Origin of the sequence: Sinorhizobium arboris LMG 14919, assembly GCF_000427465.1 — a bacterium.
GTDB lineage: Bacteria > Pseudomonadota > Alphaproteobacteria > Rhizobiales > Rhizobiaceae > Sinorhizobium > Sinorhizobium arboris.
On sequence record NZ_ATYB01000008.1, the window covers coordinates 478435 to 497252 of the forward strand.

Below are 18818 nucleotides of genomic sequence, written 5' to 3' on the forward strand. Positions count from 1 at the left end.
ATCATGCCAAAACGGGAGGAAAAGCATGAAAATTCTGGTCAAACTGGCGGCGGGTCTTTTGGTCGCCGCTTCATTCATCGGCAATGCAGCCAATGCCCAGACGGTACTGCGCTCGTCCGACACGCATCCGGACGGCTATCCGACGGTCGAGGCGGTCAAGTATTTCGGTGAGCTGGTCAAGGAGCGTACGGCCGGCCGCTACTCCGTCGAGGTCTACCATTCCGCGCAGCTCGGTGAGGAAAAGGACACGATCGAGCAGGTACGTTCCGGCGTCATTGAGCTGAACCGGGTGTCTATGGCCCCGTTCAACGGAACGGTGAAGGAGTCGATCGTTCCGGCGCTGCCTTACCTCTTCCGTTCGGAAGAGCACATGCACAAGGTGATGGACGGCGCGATCGGCGACCAGATCAAGACGGCCTTCGAAGGCGCCGGGGTCGTGGTCCTTGCCTTCTACGACGCGGGCGCGCGTTCCTTCTACAACAAACAGAAGGCGATCAATTCGGTTGCCGACATGAAGGGCCTGAAGTTCCGCGTCATCCAGTCGGACATCTTTGTCGACATGGTGGCCGCGCTCGGTGCCAACGCTACGCCGATGCCCTACGGCGAAGTCTATTCGGGCATCGAGACGGGCGTTATCGACGGCGCTGAGAACAACTTTCCAAGCTACGACACCGCCAAGCATTTCGAAGTAGCAAAGAACTATTCGCTCGACGAACACACCATCCTTCCGGAGGTATTCGTCATGAACAAGGCAGTCTTCGACAAGCTCACGCCGGAAGACCAGGAAATCTTCAGGCAGGCCGCGAAGGACAGCGTCGCCAAGCAGCGCGAGCTTTGGGCTGCCAAGGTCGCGGAGTCGCGTGCGAAGGTCGAAGCGGCCGGCGCAAAGATCACCACGCCGGACAAACAGGGTTTCATCGACGCGATGAAGCCGGTCTACGAAAAGCACGTCACCGATGAGGTGCTGAAGAAGATGGTCGAGGACGTTCGCGCGGTGCAGTGACGAGCCAGACGGGCAGGCCCGCAGCGTCTTTCGCCTCACGGCAAAGGCCGCTGTAGCCGCCTGCCCGTCCTTTCGATGGGAATAAAGCCTTGTCTAACGGATTGGCAAAATTAGGCCGGGGTCTCTCCTGGCTGGGCACGCTCTCGCTCTGGCTGGCCGGTACAGGCCTCGTAGCGATGACGGGCATCGTCGCGTGGCAGGTTTTCTGCCGCTACGTGCTCAACGACTCGCCGAGCTGGACCGAACCCGGCGCCGTCATGCTGATGAGCTGGTTCATCTTTCTTGGCGCTGCCGTCGGCGTGCGCGAAAACTACCATCTCGGCTTCGACGTGCTGCTCTACGTGGTACCGAAAACCGGCAAGAAGTGGCTGCGTATGATCTCAGATCTCGTCGCGTTCGCTTTCGGGTTCGGCATGATCTGGTACGGGGCCCAGCTTATCGCTCTGACATGGAACACGACGCTTCCCTCCCTGCAGGTCTCCGGTGGCTGGAGCTACGTCCCGCTTGCCGCAGGCGGTGTCCTCATTTGCTTGTTCGCGCTGGAGCGCATCGTCCTGCGCCTTGCTGGCGAGCCGATCGATGATGTTCTCGACGAAATGCCGCCGGCGGAGGCTGCAGCCGAACTCGAAACAGCGGAAATAAAGGCCTGACGCGATGGACATGATAATCCTCTTCGGCGTATTCGCGGCTCTGATGCTGATCGGCACGCCGATCGCCTTCTGCCTCGGCGTCGCCTCGTTTGCGACCGTCGTCTACCTCGGCCTGCCGCCGCTGGTGATCTTTCAGCGGCTCAACTCCGGCATGAGCGTGTTTTCGCTGCTCGCCATCCCCTTCTTCATCTATGCCGGCGACCTGATGGTGCGTGGCGGCATCGCCCAGAAGATCGTGGCCTTCGCGGCCTCGCTGGTCGGACACATCCGCGGCGGGCTCGGACAGGTCAACATCGTTACAGCAACTCTGTTCGGCGGTATTTCCGGCTCCGCCGTGGCGGAAGCGGCAGCGGTCGGCGGGCTCATGATTCCGCAGATGAAGGAGCGCGGCTACGGCACCGATTACGCCGTCAACGTCACCTCAATGGCGGCGCTGATCGCGCTCCTGTTGCCGCCCTCTCACAACATGATCATCTATTCGATTTCCGCAGGCGGGAAGATCTCGATCGCAGATCTCTTCACCGCCGGCATCATTCCGGGCCTTCTCTATGCGGCCGTACTGATGGTAACGGCCTATTTCGTCGCGCGCCGCCGCGGCTATCCGACGGAAGTCTTTCCCGGCTTTGCCAGGGTCGGCCGGTATCTGCTGATCTCGCTCCCCGGCCTCCTGCTCATCGGCATCATTTTCGGCGGTGTCCGCTCGGGCGTATTCACCGCGACCGAGAGCTCCTGCGTCGCCGTGCTCTACGCGCTGGCAGTGACCGTGTTCGTCTATCGTCAGATGACGTGGCAGGATTTCGTACATGCCACCTTCGGCGCCGTCCGCACGACGGCGATGGTGTTGCTCATCATCGGCATGGCGGCCGCCTTCTCCTGGTTGATGGCCTTTCTCAGGGTGCCTACGGCGCTGATCGACTGGATGAACACGATCTCGGACAACCCCATTATCGTGCTCCTGTTGCTCAACGTCCTGATGCTGTTCCTCGGCACCTTCATGGACATGGGGCCGACCATCATCATCAGCACCCCGATCTTCCTGCCGGTGGCTATGGCCTATGGCGTCGATCCGGTGCATTTCGGGGTGATCATGATCCTGAACTTCGGTATCGGCCTCAACACGCCGCCGGTGGGTGCCGTGCAATTCGTGTCCTGCGCCGTCGGCCGCATTTCCGTCTGGGAGGCCATGCGCAGCGTCTGGCCCTTCTATTTCGCGGGATTGATCGTCCTTGGACTCGTCACCTATGTTCCGGCCCTTTCGCTGTGGCTGCCGGCCGTCTTCAAAGGGTGACATGCCTGATGGATATTCTGACCGAACGCAAACCGAAACTTTCCGAGCGCGTCGCGAACGCAATCAGGGAGCAGGTTCTGAAAGGCGAAATACAGCCCGGCCAGAAGCTGCCGACGGAAAGCCGGATGAGCGAGTTCTTCGGGGTCAGCCGCACGGTCGTGCGCGAGGCGATTGCAACCCTCGCCGCGGACGGCCTCGTGGAGCCGCGGCAGGGTGCCGGCGTCTTCGTGAAGGACCACCCGACGCTTGCCTTCGGTTCGATCAGCCTCGACGTCGGCAACAAGATCTCCCATGCGCTCAACGTCATCGAGGTGCGCATGGGACTGGAGATCGAGAGCGCGGGTCTTGCGGCGCTTCGGCGCAATAGCGCCCAGGAGGCCCAGATCCAGGAAGCCTTTTTCGAATTCGATCGCCTGCTCGACCGCGGCGAGGCGACGGGAAAGAGCGATTTTGCCTTCCACCGGGCAATCGCGGCTGCGACCAACAATCCCTATTACGTGGAGGTTCTCGATGCGCTGGGCCACAGGGCTATCCCCTGCGACGTCACCTCCCCCTGGGGGACCGAAAGCGTGGTTTCGCGTGAATATCAGGAAAGCCTCCAACGCGAGCATCTCGCCATCCTGAAAGCGATTTCCGAAAGCGATCCGGAAGCAGCCCGCGCCGCCATGCGCGCCCACCTTGCCGCCAGCCAGGATCGCTACCGCGTCCGGCTGAGCGGACAGCAGGCCGCCTGGGGGGCGGCCAAGCGCAACGTCTGACTGCCCTATCTCCAGAGGTTTGTCTGTTCCGCTAGAACGGCGAAGCACTCTGACATTTTAAAACTACGCACATCCCGACGGAAACCAACACCTTTCCTGGACGTGCACCAATTCGAGGAGTGAGCCGATGACCGCAGGCCATATCGACTACACCATTCGCTTCGCCGTCGACCCGGCAGCCGCCGCGCGCATGGATACCGATGCGTTGCGTGCGAATTTCCACATCGGTGATCTGTTCCGGCCGGGACGGATATCGCTCACCTACAGCCATTACGATCGTATGATCGTGGGCGGAGCGATGCCGGTCGACACACCCTTGGCCCTCGAGACCATCCGCCCAACAGGCACGGCGCGCTTTCTCGAGCGGCGCGAGCTCATCGCCGTCAACATCGGCGGTCCGGGACGCATCGAAATGAAGGGCGAAAGCTTCCGGCTCGAGCCGCGTGACATGGCCTATGCCGGCATGGGCGAGGAGGTCACGTTTTCCTCCGAAGACCCCGCCGCGCCCGCCAAATTCTACCTGCTCAGCGCGCCGGCTCACCAGGCGCTGCCAAAGCGCCATATCCGCATCGGCGACGCCAAACGGCTCGACCTCGGCAGTGCGGCCACTTCGAACGAACGTTCGATCTTCCAGTTCATCCACCCCGAAGGCGTGAAGACCTGCCAGTTGGTCGTCGGCATGACGCAGCTTGCCCCAGGTTCGGTCTGGAACACCATGCCGTGCCACGTGCACGACCGGCGAATGGAGGCCTATCTCTATTTCGACCTCGATGACAGCGCGCGCGTCCTGCACCTCATGGGCGAACCGAACGAAACCCGGCACATCGTGATGGCCAGGGAGGAGGCCGTGCTTTCTCCGCCCTGGTCGATCCATTCGGGCTGCGGAACCGCGAACTACGCGTTCATCTGGGCGATGGCCGGCGACAACGTCGACTATACCGATGTGGAGATGGTGCCTATGGAGACGCTCCGATGAGCGTGCCGTCACGCTTCAGCCTTGCCGGCCGCCGTATCGTCGTCACCGGTGCCAATACCGGCATCGGGCAGGGCATCGCGGTTTCGATCGCCCGGGCGGGCGGCACGGTCATCGGCGTAGGCCGCTCCGCAATGGACGAGACCGAAAAGAAGGTGACCGAGGCCGGCGGCGCTTTCATTCCGGCCGGTGCCGATCTTTCGGATCGCGAAGCAATCCGCTCCCTCATCGACGGCTTGTGGGATGAGCACGGCCCGCTGCAGGGCCTGGTCAACAATGCCGGAATCATCCGTCGCGCCGATGCCGTGGAATTCACCGAGTCCGACTGGGATGATGTCATCGACGTCAATCTGCGTTCGCTGTTCTTCCTCAGTCAGGCCTTCGGTCGCCGGATTATTGCCGAGGAAAGCCGCGGCAAAATCGTCAACATCGCTTCGCTGCTGTCATTTCAGGGCGGCATCCGCGTCGCTTCCTATACCGCGTCCAAACACGGAGCCCTCGGCATCACCCGATTGCTGGCATGCGAATGGGCTGACAAGGGCATCAATGTGAATGCTGTGGCCCCCGGCTACATCATTACCAACAACACGGAAGCTCTGCGCGCCGACGAAAAACGCAGCGCCTCCATTCTCGAGCGCATACCGGCGGGGCGCTGGGGAACGCCGGACGATATCGGCGATGCGGCGGTGTTCCTGCTTGCACCGGCCTCCGACTACATGCATGGCGCCGTCGTTCCCGTCGACGGCGGTTGGCTCGCCAGATAGGAGAAGATGATGGACACGAAACTTTTCGCCCGCGGCAATGAAGGCGAATGGGTAGATCTTGGTCAGGGCAATCGCCGGCGGGTGGCCCTGCATACGGACGAACTGATGCTGGTCGAATTCGCCTTCGAGAAAGGCGGTGTCGGCGCGCTCCACTCGCACCCGCATGTGCAGGCGAGTTACATTGCAGAGGGAAAGTTCGAAGTCACGGTCGGCGAGCACACGCAGGTTCTTGCCGCCGGCGACAGTTTCATCGCTCCGTCGGGCGTGGTCCATGGCGTCAAGGCGCTGGAGGCCGGCCGGCTCATCGACAGCTTCACGCCGCACCGCGCCGATTTCCTGAAATAGAGCACGTCAGGAGCACTGTGTAGCGGTTTTCCCTGCGGAAGTGCCTGGCTCGCATCGTTGGTGCCCGTCGCAGCCCGCCTGCGGCGTGCGTCCGCCGCTTCCGACGTCGGCTTCATCCATCGCGCGAGGCGGCCGGTGACGGTCCTCGGCGTCGATGCACCCGGCGCCGGCCATGCCGAATTGCACGACACAATGGTAATTGGTGATTACTACGACGTGATCCCCATCACTCACAAACACGACACCGAAGGTCTGGTGATGGGCTCGACACCGACCCTGAAGGGATCCGCAGCACGCTTTCGCCGGAACTCAAAGCGCAACCCTCGCCAGACCCGGCAGGACTTTGTCCAGGGTCAGCGGGAACTCGCGAACCCTTACCCCGGTGGCGTTGTAGACCGCGTTGGCGATCGCCGCGCCGGCACCGCAAACGCCGAGCTCTCCGAGGCCCTTTGCGCCGAAAGGGTTGGCCTTGTCATCGTTTTCCTCGATGAACACGACATCGAGGTCGGGAACGTCGCTATTGACCGGAAGGTGGTACTCGGCAAGGTCATGATTGACGAAACATCCGTAGCGCCGGTCGAGGACGGTTTCCTCCATCAAGGCTGCGCCGAGACCCCAGGTCATACCTCCGAGAACCTGTGAACGGGCCGTCTTCGCATTGAGAATGCGTCCGGCGCCGATCACTGCGAGCATGCGCCTCGCGCGGATCTCTCCCGTGTCGCAGTCGACGCTGACCTCGGCGAAATGCGCGCCATACGAATGCTGCGAGAATGCGCGGTAGCTCTCGGTACTCGCACCGGCCTCGACCGAACCCGTGGCGTCGAGCCCTTCGGGCGCGACGCGCCGCATAAATTCCGGCAACGCTTCCGCCCTGTCGCCGAAGCGGACCGCTCCTTCGACCATCGTGACTTCGGCAGCCCCGGAATTCTGAGCCGGTGCCCCCGGTTGCGTGCGCGCCACCGTCACGATCTTCTGTCTTAGCGCTTCGCACGCCCGCAAGAGGGCCGTCCCGGCGCTTGCCGCTCCCCAGGAACCGCCGGAGCCCGCCGTCAGGGGAAAGCGGCTGTCCCCAAGCTCGATCGTAACCGCCGCAAGCGGAACGCCCAAGGCATCCGCGGCAATCTGCGTCAGGATGGTGTAGGTCCCCGTACCGATATCGGTCATGTCGAGGCGAGCGGTCACTCGTCCCTCCGCGTCGATCCGGACCCAGGCCGCGGCCGCTCCGATGTAGTTTGGGCGGATCGCGGCCGCCATGCCGAGGCCAACCAGCTTGCGGCCTTCGCGCAGACTGCCCGGTTCCGAATTGCGCCGTCCCCAACTGAAGCGCCGTGCCCCCTCCTGCATGCATGCCACCAGGTTGCGCGTGGAAAACGGCACCTCGCGTTCCGGATCGAGATCGGGCTCGTTGCGGATCCTGAGCTCGATCGGATCAAGACCCAGCCGCTCGGCCAGCTCGTCCATGGCGCATTCCAGCGCGAGCATGCCTGGCGCCTCGCCCGGAGATCGCATCCACTCGCCTCTGTTGAGGTCTACCGGAACGAGCCGGTGGCGGGTCAGGCGACCGGGTGCGGCGTAGAGCGAACGGGCGAAAACCGCCGTCTGCTCGCAGAATTCCTCAACTCGAGAGGTCGCCGACCAGACATCGTGTCCGAGAGCCAGCAGTTTCCCGTCGGCGCTTGCGCCCAATCGAACGTTCTGGAGCATTTCCGCTCGGTGCCCCGCATTGGCGAACATTTGCTGGCGCGTTAGGGCCACCTTGACGGGCCTTTCGAGCATGCGCGCGGCCAAAGCGGCGAGCACCGAATCGGCATGGACGATCAGTTTGGAGCCGAAACCACCACCGATGTAACGGCTGATCACGCGCACGCGCTCGAACGGAATGCCGAGCGTGGCAGCGAGACCGGCACGAAAGTTCGAGAGGGTCTGCGCCGAGGTATGGATCGTCACGTCGTCACCCTGCCAGATCGCCAGTGTCGCATGGGGCTCCATCGGATTGTGGTGCTGGTAGGGCGTACGGTAGGTCACGTCGATCCTTAACGCCGCCTCCGCAAGGGCCGCATCGAAATCGCCCATTGCGCTATCCGTATCAAAGCCTGCATTGGTCCGCTGCGGTGCGTAGGCCGCTCCGCGGCGTTCGGCCAGGCCGAAGTCGCCGGCTGCTTCTTCGTAGCGAACCTTGATGAGGGCGGCAGCGGCGCGTGCGGCCTCGAAGGTCTCGCCGACCACAAGGGCGATGGGCTCGTCATAGTGGCGAACGCGGTCGTCGCGGAGCACCGGTCGCGCACGGGTGAAAACCTCGCGCGCGGCCGGCGTGACGGCGGGACCAAATTCCGGTTGGGGCGGTGCATTCAGATGCGTCATCACGTAAAGGACGCCCGGCGTTCGCTCTGCCAGGCCCGTTTCGATTTCCAGAATGCGGCCTTTGGCGATGCCCGCACCCAGCACAAAGCCGAAAACCGGAGGCGGGCCCTCCGCAACTTCGTAGGCATAGGTAGCGGTGCCCGTAACTTTGGTCGGTCCGTCGACGCGATCGACGGGCTTGCCGATGAGGCTGCCGCCACTGCTTGTGGTATTTCGCTGCGCCTTATCCGTCATAGTTTCCACCAGTCTGCTCGCGTCACGCTTGTTCGGCCGCGGAGGCGAGCGTGTAACGCACCGTCCGCTTGCCCAGGGGAATCTTGAAGTCGTTGCCGCCATATCCGACGGCTCCCGCCAGGGCGGCTTCCGCGGCGTCCGTCAGGACATGGTCCGACAGTGCCGCACCGGCGAGCCTGCTCTCCGTTTCCAGTGCCCGCCAGGGTTTCGGCGCGACGCCGCCCAAGGCGAGACGAGCGCTTCGCACCCGATTGCCGGAAACCTCGACGATCGCTGCAACGGAAACGAGGGCGAACGCGTAGGAGGCACGGTCGCGCACCTTGCGATATACCTGCCGGCCCGCAGGCGGTGGCGGCAGAGTGACGCCGGTAATCATTTCGCCGTGGGCAAGCACGGTCTCCTGGTGGGGCGTCGTGCCAGGCAGCCGGTAGAGATCTCCGATCGGGATCGAGCGCGTTTCACCTCCCGGTGAGACGGTTTCGACCGTCGCGTCGAGCGCCGCCATGGCGACAGCCATGTCGGATGGATGCACGGCAATGCACGCCTGGCTCGTTCCGATGACCGCATGCATCCGGTTGAAGCCCCTGAGCGCGGCGCAACCGGCCCCCGGTTCTCGTTTGTTGCAAGGCATGTTGCGGTCGTAGAAATAGGGGCATCGTGTACGTTGGAGAAGATTGCCGCCTGTCGAAGCCTTGTTTCGTATCTGGCCGGAGGCGCCCGCCAGCAGCGCCTGAGACAGAGCCGGGTAGCGTGACCTGACTGTCGGATCGGCGGCAAGAACGCTATTACGGACCTGAGCACCGATATGCAATCCGCCCTCGTCGGTCGGCTCGATGCGGTCGAGCGCCAGACGACCGATGTCAACGAGATGCTCCGGGCGCTCGATACCCAGCTTCATCAGGTCCAGGAGATTGGTGCCCCCGGCGATGAAACGTGCCGCCGGTCTGCCCGCCACGGCCGCAACGGCCGTTTCCACTGTGTCGGCCCGTTGATAGGAGAAGGGTTGCATGCTTCATGACCTCTCTGCCGCATCGCGAATGGCGGCTACGATGTTGGGATAAGCGGCGCAACGGCAGAGATTGCCGCTCATCCGCTCGCGGATTTCGGCATCCGTGAGCTTTGCGGGAGCGGCCGCAACATCAGCGCTTGCGTGGCTCGGCCAACCTTCCCTGACCTCCCGCAGCATTCCGACTGCAGAGCATATCTGTCCGGGGGTGCAATAGCCGCACTGAAAACCATCGTGTTCGATGAATGCCGCTTGCATCGGGTGAAGTTCGTCCTCACCTGCAAGTCCCTCGATCGTGGTGATCTCATCGCCCTCATGCATCGCGGCGAGCGTCAGACAGGCATTGATCCGGCGTCCATTCACAAGCACGGTGCAGGCTCCGCATTGACCATGGTCGCAACCCTTTTTCGAACCGGTGAGACCGAGATGGTTGCGCAAGGTGTCGAGCAGCGTGGTCCGCGGATCCACCTCCACCGCAATATCATTGGAATTGATGTTGAGCAGCACCGGCAGCGTGGGCGTCGGGCTTGCTGACGGCGCAGCAGCAGCACCAGTTGCAGGGGAAAGCCCGACAGGCAGGCCGGCGATGAGGATGAGGGCCGTGGCTGCACCGCCCTCCAGCACCGCTCTTCGCGTCGGTCCATTGTCCTTTTGCGTATCGTCCATGAGTCATCTCCGGATTCGACTGCGAGGTGAATGCACGCCGCCTGGAACGCACCGGGTGGCGCGCATCGACACGAGACAACATGGCCGCCCGCGCGTGCCATTTCTTTCAGGAAATCGGCGGGATTGTCAGGATTCCGGAATAACCTTTGACCGATAAGCGTGCGGAGTGACGCCTCGCAGGCGCTTGAAGGTCGTGGTGAAGTGGCTCTGGCTCGAGAAGCCGCAGGTCAAGGCGATCGCGCTCAGCGCGGCGTCGGTCTCGCACAGGAGCGCCTCCGAACGCCGGATGCGTTCCTCGAGCACATAGGCGTAAGGCGCGAAGCCGGTGGTGATTTTGAAGCGGCGCGCAAAAGAATCCGAGGCGACACCGGCGACATCGGCCAAATCGCCGAGGGAAATGTCGCCATCGAGATGTGCGTCGATATAGTCGCGGACCCGTTTGACCACGCGGCTGCCAAGGGAACCATGGCGGGGAGCCGGGACGGGCTCATCGGCGAAGCCCCGTATCCGCAAAGTGATGAGTGCGATCAGATGTTCCATATAGGCCAGATCGGGGATATGGCCGCTGGATATCTCGCTGCTCAGCGATTTCAACAGCGCGCTGATCACGCTGTCGCTCTTGTTTACCAGGACCGGTAATTCCTTCAGGTGATCACTGGTGGGAGAGACGGACCGCGGATCGATCCACAGGGCGGAATAGGTAAGATCGACGTCACGATAGGCACCGAGGCGTTCCACCCCCGCGGGCACGAACGTTATCGCACCAGATCGGTCCCGCCCCTCATAAACCACCTTCCCATCGGATCGGATGGAGGTCTGCGAGGTGGCGCCTTCCTCCGTCAGAACGAGTAGGTGATGCGGCGCCGTCCAGCGAAGTTCGGCTTCCTGGCAGGCCCACCGCCGACGATCGAAAAGGACCGAGGAACCTGCCCAGGAAGCTGTGGTGGGCTGCGTCAACTGCTCTCCGGCAGCCCGAATCCGCCCACTACCGAGAAGCGGCCTGAAAGACATGTCCTATCGTCCTGTGTTCCACCGAACAAAAACCGCGCCGGCGCGCACGAGGCATTGCCATGCCCCCCACGGTTCTCACCTTTTCGCCTGCACGAACTCTCCGGCATCCGCGCCGATTGCGCCACCAAACCATGTTCAAAGTGTCGTGTAGTGGCCACGCCAATAGCCAGCCAACGGGAACTGTCGGGGGCAATTCCTCGCATGGTGCGCCGGCTTACGTCAGGCTGTCGCAACGTCTTTCGGTTGAGATGCGTTATCTTTTGACAAGTCTGGCCCACTGGACCCAAACTGTCGCAAACGGGCGAAGAAAACGCGATGGCGAAGAGTGTTTCCGTACGTGAGGAAAAGGATGCTCCAGACCGCCTACTGACGCCGCGGCGTTCGCGGACATTGGCAATCCTTGTCGCTCTCGCCGTCGGATTGGTGATCTGCTATTTCCTCGCCGTACCCTTCCTGCCCGCTCTCACATGGGCGCTCGTACTCACTGTGATGTTCCGGCCGCTGCATCGTCGGATCGAAAAACGCTTCCGCTACCCGGAAGCCTCGGCCGCGGCGACCGTGGCGATTGCCCTGTTCGTCGTGGCTGTTCCGCTCACCTTCATGGCGGAGCGGCTGGTGAACGAAGCTGCCAAAGGTGCACAGATCGTCGAGGAAGCCGTGAGGTCGGGCACATGGCGCGATGCGCTCGCCAACTATCCACGCCTTGCGCCGGTCGTCGTCTGGATCGAAACGCAACTCGATCTGGCCGGGATCGCGGGCAGCGCAACCAGTTGGCTCACCAACTTCAGCGCTTCATTCGTACGCGGTTCCGTTGCTCAGATCGTCGACGCTATCCTGACATTCTATTTTCTGTTCTATTTCCTGCGTGACGGCGAGCAGGCGCTGGGCGCGCTGAAGGAATATTCGCCTTTCAGCTCGCAGGAGATGAACCAGCTGTTCATGCGGGTAAACGAAACGGTGCATGCCATTGTATTCGGCACGGTGGCCGTTGCGGTGATACAGGGCGCGATGGGCGGCCTGATGTTCTGGCTCCTCGGTCTGCCGGCGCCGGTTGTCTGGGGCCTTGCCATGGGTTTGCTCGCCATCGTACCGGTGCTCGGCGCCTTCATCATCTGGCTTCCGGCGGCGCTGTCGCTGGCCTTGAGCGGCGACTGGGGAAAGGCGCTTATACTCGTCGCCTGGGGCGCGGGAGTTGTGGCGACCATAGACAACCTACTATATCCCATCTTCGTGGGAGACCGGCTGAAGCTCCACACGCTGACGGCGTTCATGAGCATGGTCGGCGGCATCATCGTATTCGGCGCGGCCGGGCTGGTGATCGGGCCGGTGGCCTTCACCGTGACGCTGCTGCTGCTGGATATCTGGCGCCAACACAACAGGAATCCGTAGGCCACTGCAATTCGGGCCGGGCCGGCCTGAATCCGTCACGGCGACAGGGAGGGCCCGACCGATGAGCCGGACCCTTCGTCAGCACTGCCGTCAGGCAAGGATCACTACGATCTCCAGCGACGACGGTTCCACAATGACGATTCGGCCATCCGCCAGGACGAAGAACAGGTAACCTTCGTATTCCGGTACGATTTTCACGATCCGGACCGGAAGCGGTTGCAGCTTGACTTTGACTGTCTCCGGTACCGTCACTCCGACGGATACATCGAAGTCGATGTCGACAGGCTCGACGTTCTCCTCCTTGATGATCTGTGTGATTTCCGTCTTCTGTTCTACAGTCACGTCGACGTTTCCGGACGAGCCGGAAGTCTGGCCCTGCTCGGTCGACTGGGATTCGCCTTGTCCGGGCTGATCGGATCCGCCTTGTGAAGATTGCTGCTCCGAGTCCTGCTGCTGGTTCTGCGTGTCGGTTCCCTGTTCCTGGGTTTGCGAGCCGCCCTGGTCCTGCTGCGTGCCAGTTTCGCCTTGCTGGTCCTGCTGCTGGTCAGGCTGCTGCTGTTGCTGGTCCTGTTGGTCCTGCTGCTCGCCGGCACCGCCTTGATCGGCCGGCTGCTGCTGATCGGCGGGCTGCTGCTGGTCCTGGCCAGTCTCACCCTCCTGCTGTGTCGCACCTCCTTGGGCGTCAGGCTGATCCTGTTGCGCGCCGCCTTGTGGACATTCCGTCCCAGCCGGGCATTCGCTGGATTGGCCCTGAGCCGGCTGTTCCGTCTGCGAAAAGACCGGGGAGGACGCAACCCCGAGACTTAAAGCGATCGCGCTCCTGATAAGGATACCCTTCATCGGATGTTCTCCATTCGAACGTCCCTTCCGCAAGCCAACCGCGGATTGCCAGGATTGTTCCGCGTCAACCCACTTGTGCGGAGGATCGAGAGCTTTTCCGCTTGTGTCGAAATTCCGGACGGTCTGCGCACCTTTCCTGGGATTGGTCTAGCTCGTGATTCCGCCCGCCCCAGTCCCGCCGGAGCGCACGGGTCCTTCGAACAATCCCAGATCGTCGCGGGTGAAGGCCGCAAGCCACCATGCGGCCGGATCACCTCGCGGTTCGTAGACCAGCCTGTCCGGGCTGTCGATCCGACGCATCGCCTCGTGGTCGATTACGCCGGATCGCACCGCTTCGGCGGCTCGTCCACGATCGCCTTCGAAGGCATCGTCGACGAGTTCCTGCGTCAGCATGATCCCTTTGCGGGGGCGACCGAGATCCTCATCGCGGGTCAGCACGACCACGGCGACGCCGAGCTCGTCAGCCACGTCCTGATCGGTCAATATCTCGAACATTGCCATTGAACCCTCCATCGATGTCCCGGCGGCGGCGAAGCAACCGCAAAGGCGGCCTTGCTACCCGTCGTCAGGGATGTGCGAATCGACGCCAAGGGTTTGAAGATTGTTGCGAACCTCCAGGACTCCGGGAACAGCCTCAACGATCGCCCCGAGCCGCCGCGCCATCGCCAGGGTTTCGACGGCTCCTTCCAGGGTTACGATGCCCTTTTCGGCGCGCACCTCGATGCTGTTGGCCTCCGCTTCGCCGCTTGCGCTGAGCCTATCCGTGATTGCCGCTTCCAGTTCGTCGCTGTCGATGCGGTCCGGCGGGAGGGGACGACCACCGTCGGCGGAATTTTCCTCAAGGCCGTCCGCACCGGCTTCATCCACGATGTAGCCCTTTCCGCGTTCCTCGTCGAAATTCGCACCGGTGGTGCCATAGCTTCTGTTTTCGGGGCTGCGCGAGCTACTGCCGCTACCATCCGAGTAGGGCCATCCCTCGCGAAGATTGCGCTCCTCATAATCGCGGTAGTCCTCATCGCGCGAGAGCGCCTTTTCCTTGCGGGGCACTTTCATTGCGATCTCCTTTTCGTTTTGCAGGACTCAAACAAAACCGACGGACTTTTGTTCAATCTGGTTTTCCGGTGACGGCCCCATAGGCGCACGCGGTCACCGGCGAAACCTGCCCGGTTTTCGGTCGTTCCGCCGCGCTTGAAACATTCCGTCGTAAGGATGAGGCAAAGAGAACGCTCCGGCGCGGGTCCGGGGGCAACGTCCCGAAGCTTGTCCGAGGCTTTGCGCCGAGCAGGTATACGCCCAAGGCTCGTCGATTTAGGCGACAAGCCCATGATGCGAGGCTGTCAGGGTGCAGACGAATTCAGCACGCTTCCAGAAAAATGCGTAACGTCTTTCCGCCGGAAGTGCGTAGCTTCAGGTTAGACTCCGGTGTCACTCCCGGGCCGGGCCCGAGGCGCTCCTTTATCGTTTCTTCGCGGTGCTCCGCCGCGAGCCTGCGCCACGCGCCGGGGTGTTGGCCCTGCCCGCTCCCTCGCTTCCGATGCTCCCGGCGCCCCTGCCCGGCCCGCTCCCGGGCTGCACTCCGCCCGGCTGCAGGTCCGATGCCAGGCCGGAATGGCCCTCAGCATCGATTTCCCGAGCGGCTTCGTGCCAGTGCCGCTCATGGTCCCCGTCACGTCTTCCGTCGTTCTCCCACAGTTCGTAAGCGCGTGCGCGGATGCGCTTGTCCCGTTCATCGTCGGTGGTCATGGAATGGGCCTCCTGAGCAAAACGCGGGTCATGTGGATCTGCCTGCTTCAGACTCCGGTCACAAGCATAGGCGGATAGTTGCGGCGGCGGAAGTCAAGATCGACCATCGGTCGCGCGACACGGCAGATGCCTGTTCGGCCGGCGTTCTCATCGCCTTCCGCTCAAGGGGAACAATCGGCGCTCGCGGAGATTGGGTGCGGAGACCCCAAGAAAGCCTTCTGTCCATCGATGGCTAACAGCATGAGGAGGTTCGTGATGAGCACGACCGGACTCGACGTCTTCGACAAGACGCTGCAACTCACCAATACCTGGCTGGACGAGATCATGGCCGAACTCGGTCCCGATCGGCAGGTCGCATGGCATGCGCTGAACGCCGTGTTGCGCACTCTGCGAGATCGCCTGCCGATTGACACCTCTGTCCATCTTGCATCGCAGCTCCCCCTTCTGCTGCGTGGCAGCTATTACGAGCAATGGCAGCCCGCGCGTCAGACGAATGAGGCTCGCTCGCTGGATGAATTCCTTCAGCAGGTAGGTGCCAAGCTCCAAAACATCCGCCCGGTCAACGCGCGCGACGCGACTCAGGTCGTCTTCCACGTCCTTTCGCGACACGTCGATCGGGGGCAATTGGAAAAGGTGCGGGCCTCGCTGACGGACGACGTCCGCCAACTCTGGCCCGAGAGCGCTTTGAACGAAGCTCCGAGCCGAGGCCCTGGCGGAGGAATCTCGGCGCGCGGCGCGGCGTAAATCTGCAGCAGTCCTTCGGGCCGAGACAGCTGGATTCACCTTCTTCATCGTTCGAAAGAACAATGGAGTCAGTGCGAATCGAAGTTCGATCGAAGCCCGCCTTGGCGGGCTTCGATCGGAATCCTGGCGATTACCAGTCCCACGTCTGGCGACCGTACCAGTCGTCTATATCGCGTCTTACCCGATCCTTTTCGATTCCGTAACGCTCCTGAATCTTTCCCTCGAGCTGCTCGCGGTTTCCGGAGATCTGATCGAGGTCATCGTCGGTGAGCTTGCCCCATTGCTCCTTGACCTTTCCTTTGACCTGCTTCCAGTTGCCTTCCACACGATTCCAGTCCATGAGTAGTCCTCCTGGTTCAAATGCATTGAAGATGGAACTCGCGAAAACGCATTTGGTTCATCGAAACGATAGATGATTGTGCCCTCCAAGGGCCGTTTGCCGTGATGCGTCGCCATAGACGCAGAGTTGTGTTACCCAGGGAACTCGACCATTACGGGCTTCTCTGCTTCTATCATGCAAGGACTGTTTCCAATCAATTCAGGCGGGCGGAAGATGGTTTACGATCGGGATAAAAGGCGCATGCGTCGCAGTCACGTGCTCCGGTTTTTCGCGTCGCTCGCTCTGCCCGCCCTCCTGCTCGGCTCCGCCATCGCGGCGGTGGAGTGGGCAACGCCCGATCAGCCGCCGCATGCGGACGCTCAAGACGAGGCGCGCCGGTAAAGCCCTGGCGAGCGACCCGAGAGCGCATCTGCGGCACCACTGCGCCGCGCGGCTGTCGGCGCACAAAGCCCGACATGCAGGAGGGAACATCTCCCAGCTTCGTGTGTTGAACGCTCCTGAACAGGAGCGAACATGAAGAAGCACGTCAAGGAGATCGTTTCCGCGCTGAAGCGCCGGCACGCCGTGCTGTTTGTCGGGGCAGGCGTTTCGATGAGCGTCGGATTGCCTTCCTGGAAAACGCTGGTCGATCACATCCTGAATGAACTGCATCTCGACGAATCGGTGATGCGTGATCCCGACATCTCTTACCAGACGATCGCCGAATGCTATCGCCTTGAACATGGAGATATCGCCTCTCTGTGCGAATGGATGCGGCACAACTGGCGCGTCTCACCCGAGCGCATCGGACGGTCGGAGTTGCACCGCTTGATCGTCGAGCTCGACTTTCCGGTAATCTATACGACCAACTACGACAGCAATCTGGAAATCGCCTACCAGGTCTACGGCCAACGCTACGCGAAGATCAGCCATGTCCGTGACATCGCCTCCGCGCCCGCGGGGGTCACCCGGATCATCAAGTATCACGGCGACTTCGACGATGACGACACGCTCATCCTGACCGAAACCGATTATTTCAACCGCCTTTCCTTCGACTCTCCGCTGGACGTCCGCTTTCGCAGCGACGCACTCGAGGCGACCGTGCTGTTTATCGGCTACAGCATGTCGGACCTGAACATCCGTCTGCTTCTCCACCGCATCTGGAGCACCTGGCAGAGGTCCGGACACGAAAAGGACCGGCCGCCTTCCTACGTCTTCATGTACCGGCCGAATCCCGTGCAGAAGGCGGTGCTCAGAAACTGGGGCGTGACCGTTCTTGCCGGCGAAGGCGCCGATCCGCAGCAAGCGCTTCTTACCTTCATCCGAGATCTTCGCGCCGAACTCGGTAGCTAAATACAACAGGCTGATCGCACCAGATCGTGTTGGTCCAGACATTCAGCTCGCCTATTGTTGGGCCCATGCACGTCGCAAGCTAGTGGAGATCACCCGCACCGGCTCAGCACCCATTGCCGAGGACGGCGTCAAGCGCATCGGCGACCTGTACCGGATCGAGGCCGAACTGCGCGACCTCTATCCTGATACTCGCCTGGCTGGACGGCAGGAACGATCAACGCCGCTCGTTGCCGACATGCATACCTGGCTCGTCCATCACCGTGCCCGTGTTGCGGCAAAGTCCCCACTCGGCGAAGCCTTGGCCTACATTGCCAAATACTGGGATGGTCTGAAGCTCTTCCTGACCGACGGCCGCATCGAGATCGATAACAACAGTGTCGAGCGGACCATCCGGCCGATTGCCCTCAATCGTAAGAACGCACTGTTTGCTGGCCATGATGCTGATGCAGAGAACTGGGGGACCATCGCATCGCTCATCGAAACGTGCAAACTCAATGCTGTCGATCCGCAGGCTACCTGACTGCCACTCTCACCGCCATTGTCAACGGCCACAAGCAGAACCGGATCGATGAGTTACTGCCCTGGGAATGCCGAGGTACGCTAATCTCGCGGGAGTCTGTTGCGCGAAGAGATGCCGCGAACGTTCATCAGGTTCGCTGCAACGCCACATGCATGCCCAGCCCAACAAGGATGGTGCCACCCAGTCGCTGAACCAACCTTTGTGTTCGGCTCGACTGCTTAACCCTCTCCATGATCAGCCCTGCGAGCAACACGCAAACAATATCGGCGAAGGTGAATATGGTGTTCACGATTGCGCCCAAAATAGCGAGCTGTACCCACAGAGGCAGGCTCGCATTGGCATCAACGAACTGCGGAAGGAATGCTAGAAAGAAGATGGCGGTCTTCGGATTCAACACCTCAACAGCCACGCTCTCAACGAATGCCTTGCGTGCCGACTGCGGCAAGGCGGGAATCGACGCTTCCGTGCCAGCTTCGTTAGTCCGGAACAATGAGATACCAAGCCAGATGAGATAGAGTGCGCCGACGAGCTTCACTATCGTGTAAGCCACCGGGACTGCGTTAAAGAGCGCGGACAATCCTGCGGCGGCGGCAATGACATGCACATATGCCCCGATATTTATGCCAAAAACTGCCATCAAACCTGCGCGTCGACCGCCTGCCATCGTGCGTGCTGCAGCGTAAAGCATCGCTGGCCCTGGTATGAAGGCGAACAGCGCTGTGGTGACTGCAAATGCGAGCAGGACTTCAATCGTCGGCATCCAAAAATATCCCTATGCGGCCTAGCGGTCGAACACTAGAGACTTTTACGGCTTTCGCAATGAGTAGACTGCGGTGGGCTTGTGTCATTCC

General features: G+C 61.8%; 21 protein-coding genes and 1 pseudogene. 12 read left to right on the forward strand and 10 right to left on the reverse strand.

Going from position 1 to position 18818, the window contains the following annotated elements; translation table 11 throughout:
• Positions 1-25: 25 nt before the first annotated feature.
• From SINAR_RS0102925 to SINAR_RS0102955, 7 genes are all read left to right on the forward strand, one after another.
• Positions 26-1003, forward strand: coding sequence for a TRAP transporter substrate-binding protein (locus tag SINAR_RS0102925; RefSeq protein ID WP_027997657.1), 978 nt, complete (start codon positions 26-28; stop codon positions 1001-1003).
• A gap of 89 nt (positions 1004-1092) precedes the next feature.
• Positions 1093-1653 (forward strand): TRAP transporter small permease, encoded by a 561-nt coding sequence (locus SINAR_RS0102930; protein WP_027997658.1) that lies wholly within the window; start codon positions 1093-1095, stop codon positions 1651-1653.
• A gap of 4 nt (positions 1654-1657) precedes the next feature.
• Positions 1658-2941 carry a TRAP transporter large permease gene (locus tag SINAR_RS0102935; RefSeq protein WP_027997659.1) on the forward strand — a complete coding sequence of 428 codons (1284 nt, stop codon included), beginning with the start codon at positions 1658-1660 and terminating at the stop codon, positions 2939-2941.
• A gap of 8 nt (positions 2942-2949) precedes the next feature.
• Entirely contained in the window at positions 2950-3699 is a 750-nt protein-coding gene (locus tag SINAR_RS0102940) for a FadR/GntR family transcriptional regulator (RefSeq protein ID WP_027997660.1), read from the forward strand.
• Positions 3700-3826: 127 nt separating this feature from the next.
• Positions 3827-4675, forward strand: a complete 849-nt coding sequence (gene kduI / locus SINAR_RS0102945) for a 5-dehydro-4-deoxy-D-glucuronate isomerase (RefSeq protein ID WP_027997661.1) — start codon at positions 3827-3829, stop codon at positions 4673-4675.
• Positions 4672-5436: a 2-dehydro-3-deoxy-D-gluconate 5-dehydrogenase KduD gene (gene kduD, locus SINAR_RS0102950; RefSeq protein WP_027997662.1), complete on the forward strand. Its 765-nt coding sequence runs from the start codon at positions 4672-4674 to the stop codon at positions 5434-5436. The genes kduI and kduD overlap by 4 nt, the downstream gene beginning before the upstream one ends.
• Before the next feature lie 6 nt (positions 5437-5442).
• The gene (locus tag SINAR_RS0102955) at positions 5443-5781 is read left to right on the forward strand and encodes a cupin domain-containing protein (protein WP_027997663.1); all 339 of its coding nucleotides are present in this window, start codon (positions 5443-5445) and stop codon (positions 5779-5781) included.
• 309 nt (positions 5782-6090) lie between these two features.
• Here SINAR_RS0102955 and SINAR_RS0102960 read toward each other — a convergent pair whose 3' ends face one another.
• The 4 genes from SINAR_RS0102960 to SINAR_RS0102975 form a co-directional block, all read right to left on the reverse strand.
• Positions 6091-8376, reverse strand: a complete 2286-nt coding sequence (locus tag SINAR_RS0102960) for a xanthine dehydrogenase family protein molybdopterin-binding subunit (protein ID WP_027997664.1) — start codon at positions 8374-8376, stop codon at positions 6091-6093.
• Between the two features lie 22 nt (positions 8377-8398).
• Complete coding sequence (locus tag SINAR_RS0102965) at positions 8399-9385, reverse strand: FAD binding domain-containing protein (protein ID WP_027997665.1); 987 nt, start codon at positions 9383-9385, stop codon at positions 8399-8401.
• 3 nt (positions 9386-9388) lie between these two features.
• Entirely contained in the window at positions 9389-10048 is a 660-nt protein-coding gene (locus SINAR_RS0102970; RefSeq protein WP_027997666.1) for a 2Fe-2S iron-sulfur cluster-binding protein, read from the reverse strand.
• A 126-nt stretch (positions 10049-10174) separates the two neighbouring features.
• On the reverse strand, positions 10175-11059 hold the full coding sequence (locus SINAR_RS0102975; RefSeq protein ID WP_027997667.1) for a helix-turn-helix domain-containing protein: 885 nt from the start codon (positions 11057-11059) through the stop codon (positions 10175-10177).
• Positions 11060-11374: 315 nt separating this feature from the next.
• Here SINAR_RS0102975 and SINAR_RS0102980 point away from each other — a divergent pair, with 315 nt between their 5' ends.
• Positions 11375-12448: an AI-2E family transporter gene (locus tag SINAR_RS0102980; protein ID WP_027997668.1), complete on the forward strand. Its 1074-nt coding sequence runs from the start codon at positions 11375-11377 to the stop codon at positions 12446-12448.
• Between the two features lie 90 nt (positions 12449-12538).
• Here SINAR_RS0102980 and SINAR_RS0102985 read toward each other — a convergent pair whose 3' ends face one another.
• The 4 genes from SINAR_RS0102985 to SINAR_RS0103000 form a co-directional block, all read right to left on the reverse strand.
• Positions 12539-13288, reverse strand: a complete 750-nt coding sequence (locus tag SINAR_RS0102985) for a DUF1236 domain-containing protein (RefSeq protein ID WP_027997669.1) — start codon at positions 13286-13288, stop codon at positions 12539-12541.
• Between the two features lie 147 nt (positions 13289-13435).
• Positions 13436-13789, reverse strand: coding sequence for a hypothetical protein (locus tag SINAR_RS0102990; protein ID WP_027997670.1), 354 nt, complete (start codon positions 13787-13789; stop codon positions 13436-13438).
• 54 nt (positions 13790-13843) lie between these two features.
• The gene (locus tag SINAR_RS0102995; RefSeq protein ID WP_027997671.1) at positions 13844-14341 is read right to left on the reverse strand and encodes a BON domain-containing protein; all 498 of its coding nucleotides are present in this window, start codon (positions 14339-14341) and stop codon (positions 13844-13846) included.
• A gap of 402 nt (positions 14342-14743) precedes the next feature.
• Complete coding sequence (locus SINAR_RS0103000; RefSeq protein ID WP_027997672.1) at positions 14744-15031, reverse strand: DUF2934 domain-containing protein; 288 nt, start codon at positions 15029-15031, stop codon at positions 14744-14746.
• A 255-nt stretch (positions 15032-15286) separates the two neighbouring features.
• Between SINAR_RS0103000 and SINAR_RS01000000132995 the strand changes: the two genes are divergently transcribed.
• Positions 15287-15775, forward strand: coding sequence for a DUF2267 domain-containing protein (locus tag SINAR_RS01000000132995; RefSeq protein WP_084616962.1), 489 nt, complete (start codon positions 15287-15289; stop codon positions 15773-15775).
• Between the two features lie 130 nt (positions 15776-15905).
• Here SINAR_RS01000000132995 and SINAR_RS0103010 read toward each other — a convergent pair whose 3' ends face one another.
• Positions 15906-16115 carry a CsbD family protein gene (locus tag SINAR_RS0103010; RefSeq protein WP_027997673.1) on the reverse strand — a complete coding sequence of 70 codons (210 nt, stop codon included), beginning with the start codon at positions 16113-16115 and terminating at the stop codon, positions 15906-15908.
• A gap of 240 nt (positions 16116-16355) precedes the next feature.
• Between SINAR_RS0103010 and SINAR_RS01000000133000 the strand changes: the two genes are divergently transcribed.
• From SINAR_RS01000000133000 to tnpC, 3 genes and pseudogenes are all read left to right on the forward strand, one after another.
• A complete protein-coding gene (locus SINAR_RS01000000133000) occupies positions 16356-16496 on the forward strand; it encodes a hypothetical protein (RefSeq protein WP_167333575.1) in 141 nt (46 codons plus the stop codon).
• Between the two features lie 132 nt (positions 16497-16628).
• A complete protein-coding gene (locus tag SINAR_RS0103020; RefSeq protein WP_027997674.1) occupies positions 16629-17447 on the forward strand; it encodes an SIR2 family NAD-dependent protein deacylase in 819 nt (272 codons plus the stop codon).
• A pseudogene (tnpC, locus tag SINAR_RS01000000133005) lies at positions 17443-18032 on the forward strand (IS66 family transposase); the annotation flags it as partial. The gene SINAR_RS0103020 and the pseudogene tnpC, both read left to right, overlap by 5 nt.
• A gap of 62 nt (positions 18033-18094) precedes the next feature.
• Here the strand turns inward: tnpC and SINAR_RS0103030 are convergent.
• Positions 18095-18727 carry a LysE family translocator gene (locus tag SINAR_RS0103030; protein WP_027997676.1) on the reverse strand — a complete coding sequence of 211 codons (633 nt, stop codon included), beginning with the start codon at positions 18725-18727 and terminating at the stop codon, positions 18095-18097.
• Between the last annotated feature and the right edge of the window lie 91 nt (positions 18728-18818).

Bases quoted from the DNA above. Each gene is read 5' to 3' on its own strand.
- SINAR_RS0102925 (WP_027997657.1), top strand. From the start codon at position 26: ATGAAAATTCTGGTCAAACTGGCGGCGGGTCTTTTGGTCGCCGCTTCA.
- SINAR_RS0102935 (WP_027997659.1), top strand. From the start codon at position 1,658: ATGGACATGATAATCCTCTTCGGCGTATTCGCGGCTCTGATGCTGATC.
- SINAR_RS0102940 (WP_027997660.1), top strand. From the start codon at position 2,950: ATGGATATTCTGACCGAACGCAAACCGAAACTTTCCGAGCGCGTCGCG.
- kduI (WP_027997661.1), top strand. From the start codon at position 3,827: ATGACCGCAGGCCATATCGACTACACCATTCGCTTCGCCGTCGACCCG.
- kduD (WP_027997662.1), top strand. From the start codon at position 4,672: ATGAGCGTGCCGTCACGCTTCAGCCTTGCCGGCCGCCGTATCGTCGTC.
- SINAR_RS0102955 (WP_027997663.1), top strand. From the start codon at position 5,443: ATGATGGACACGAAACTTTTCGCCCGCGGCAATGAAGGCGAATGGGTA.
- SINAR_RS0102960 (WP_027997664.1), bottom strand. From the start codon at position 8,376: ATGACGGATAAGGCGCAGCGAAATACCACAAGCAGTGGCGGCAGCCTC.
- SINAR_RS0102965 (WP_027997665.1), bottom strand. From the start codon at position 9,385: ATGCAACCCTTCTCCTATCAACGGGCCGACACAGTGGAAACGGCCGTT.
- SINAR_RS0102970 (WP_027997666.1), bottom strand. From the start codon at position 10,048: ATGGACGATACGCAAAAGGACAATGGACCGACGCGAAGAGCGGTGCTG.
- SINAR_RS0102975 (WP_027997667.1), bottom strand. From the start codon at position 11,059: ATGTCTTTCAGGCCGCTTCTCGGTAGTGGGCGGATTCGGGCTGCCGGA.
- SINAR_RS0102980 (WP_027997668.1), top strand. From the start codon at position 11,375: ATGGCGAAGAGTGTTTCCGTACGTGAGGAAAAGGATGCTCCAGACCGC.
- SINAR_RS0102985 (WP_027997669.1), bottom strand. From the start codon at position 13,288: ATGAAGGGTATCCTTATCAGGAGCGCGATCGCTTTAAGTCTCGGGGTT.
- SINAR_RS0102990 (WP_027997670.1), bottom strand. From the start codon at position 13,789: ATGGCAATGTTCGAGATATTGACCGATCAGGACGTGGCTGACGAGCTC.
- SINAR_RS0102995 (WP_027997671.1), bottom strand. From the start codon at position 14,341: ATGAAAGTGCCCCGCAAGGAAAAGGCGCTCTCGCGCGATGAGGACTAC.
- SINAR_RS0103000 (WP_027997672.1), bottom strand. From the start codon at position 15,031: ATGACCACCGACGATGAACGGGACAAGCGCATCCGCGCACGCGCTTAC.
- SINAR_RS01000000132995 (WP_084616962.1), top strand. From the start codon at position 15,287: ATGAGCACGACCGGACTCGACGTCTTCGACAAGACGCTGCAACTCACC.
- SINAR_RS0103010 (WP_027997673.1), bottom strand. From the start codon at position 16,115: ATGGACTGGAATCGTGTGGAAGGCAACTGGAAGCAGGTCAAAGGAAAG.
- SINAR_RS01000000133000 (WP_167333575.1), top strand. From the start codon at position 16,356: ATGCGTCGCAGTCACGTGCTCCGGTTTTTCGCGTCGCTCGCTCTGCCC.
- SINAR_RS0103020 (WP_027997674.1), top strand. From the start codon at position 16,629: ATGAAGAAGCACGTCAAGGAGATCGTTTCCGCGCTGAAGCGCCGGCAC.
- SINAR_RS0103030 (WP_027997676.1), bottom strand. From the start codon at position 18,727: ATGCCGACGATTGAAGTCCTGCTCGCATTTGCAGTCACCACAGCGCTG.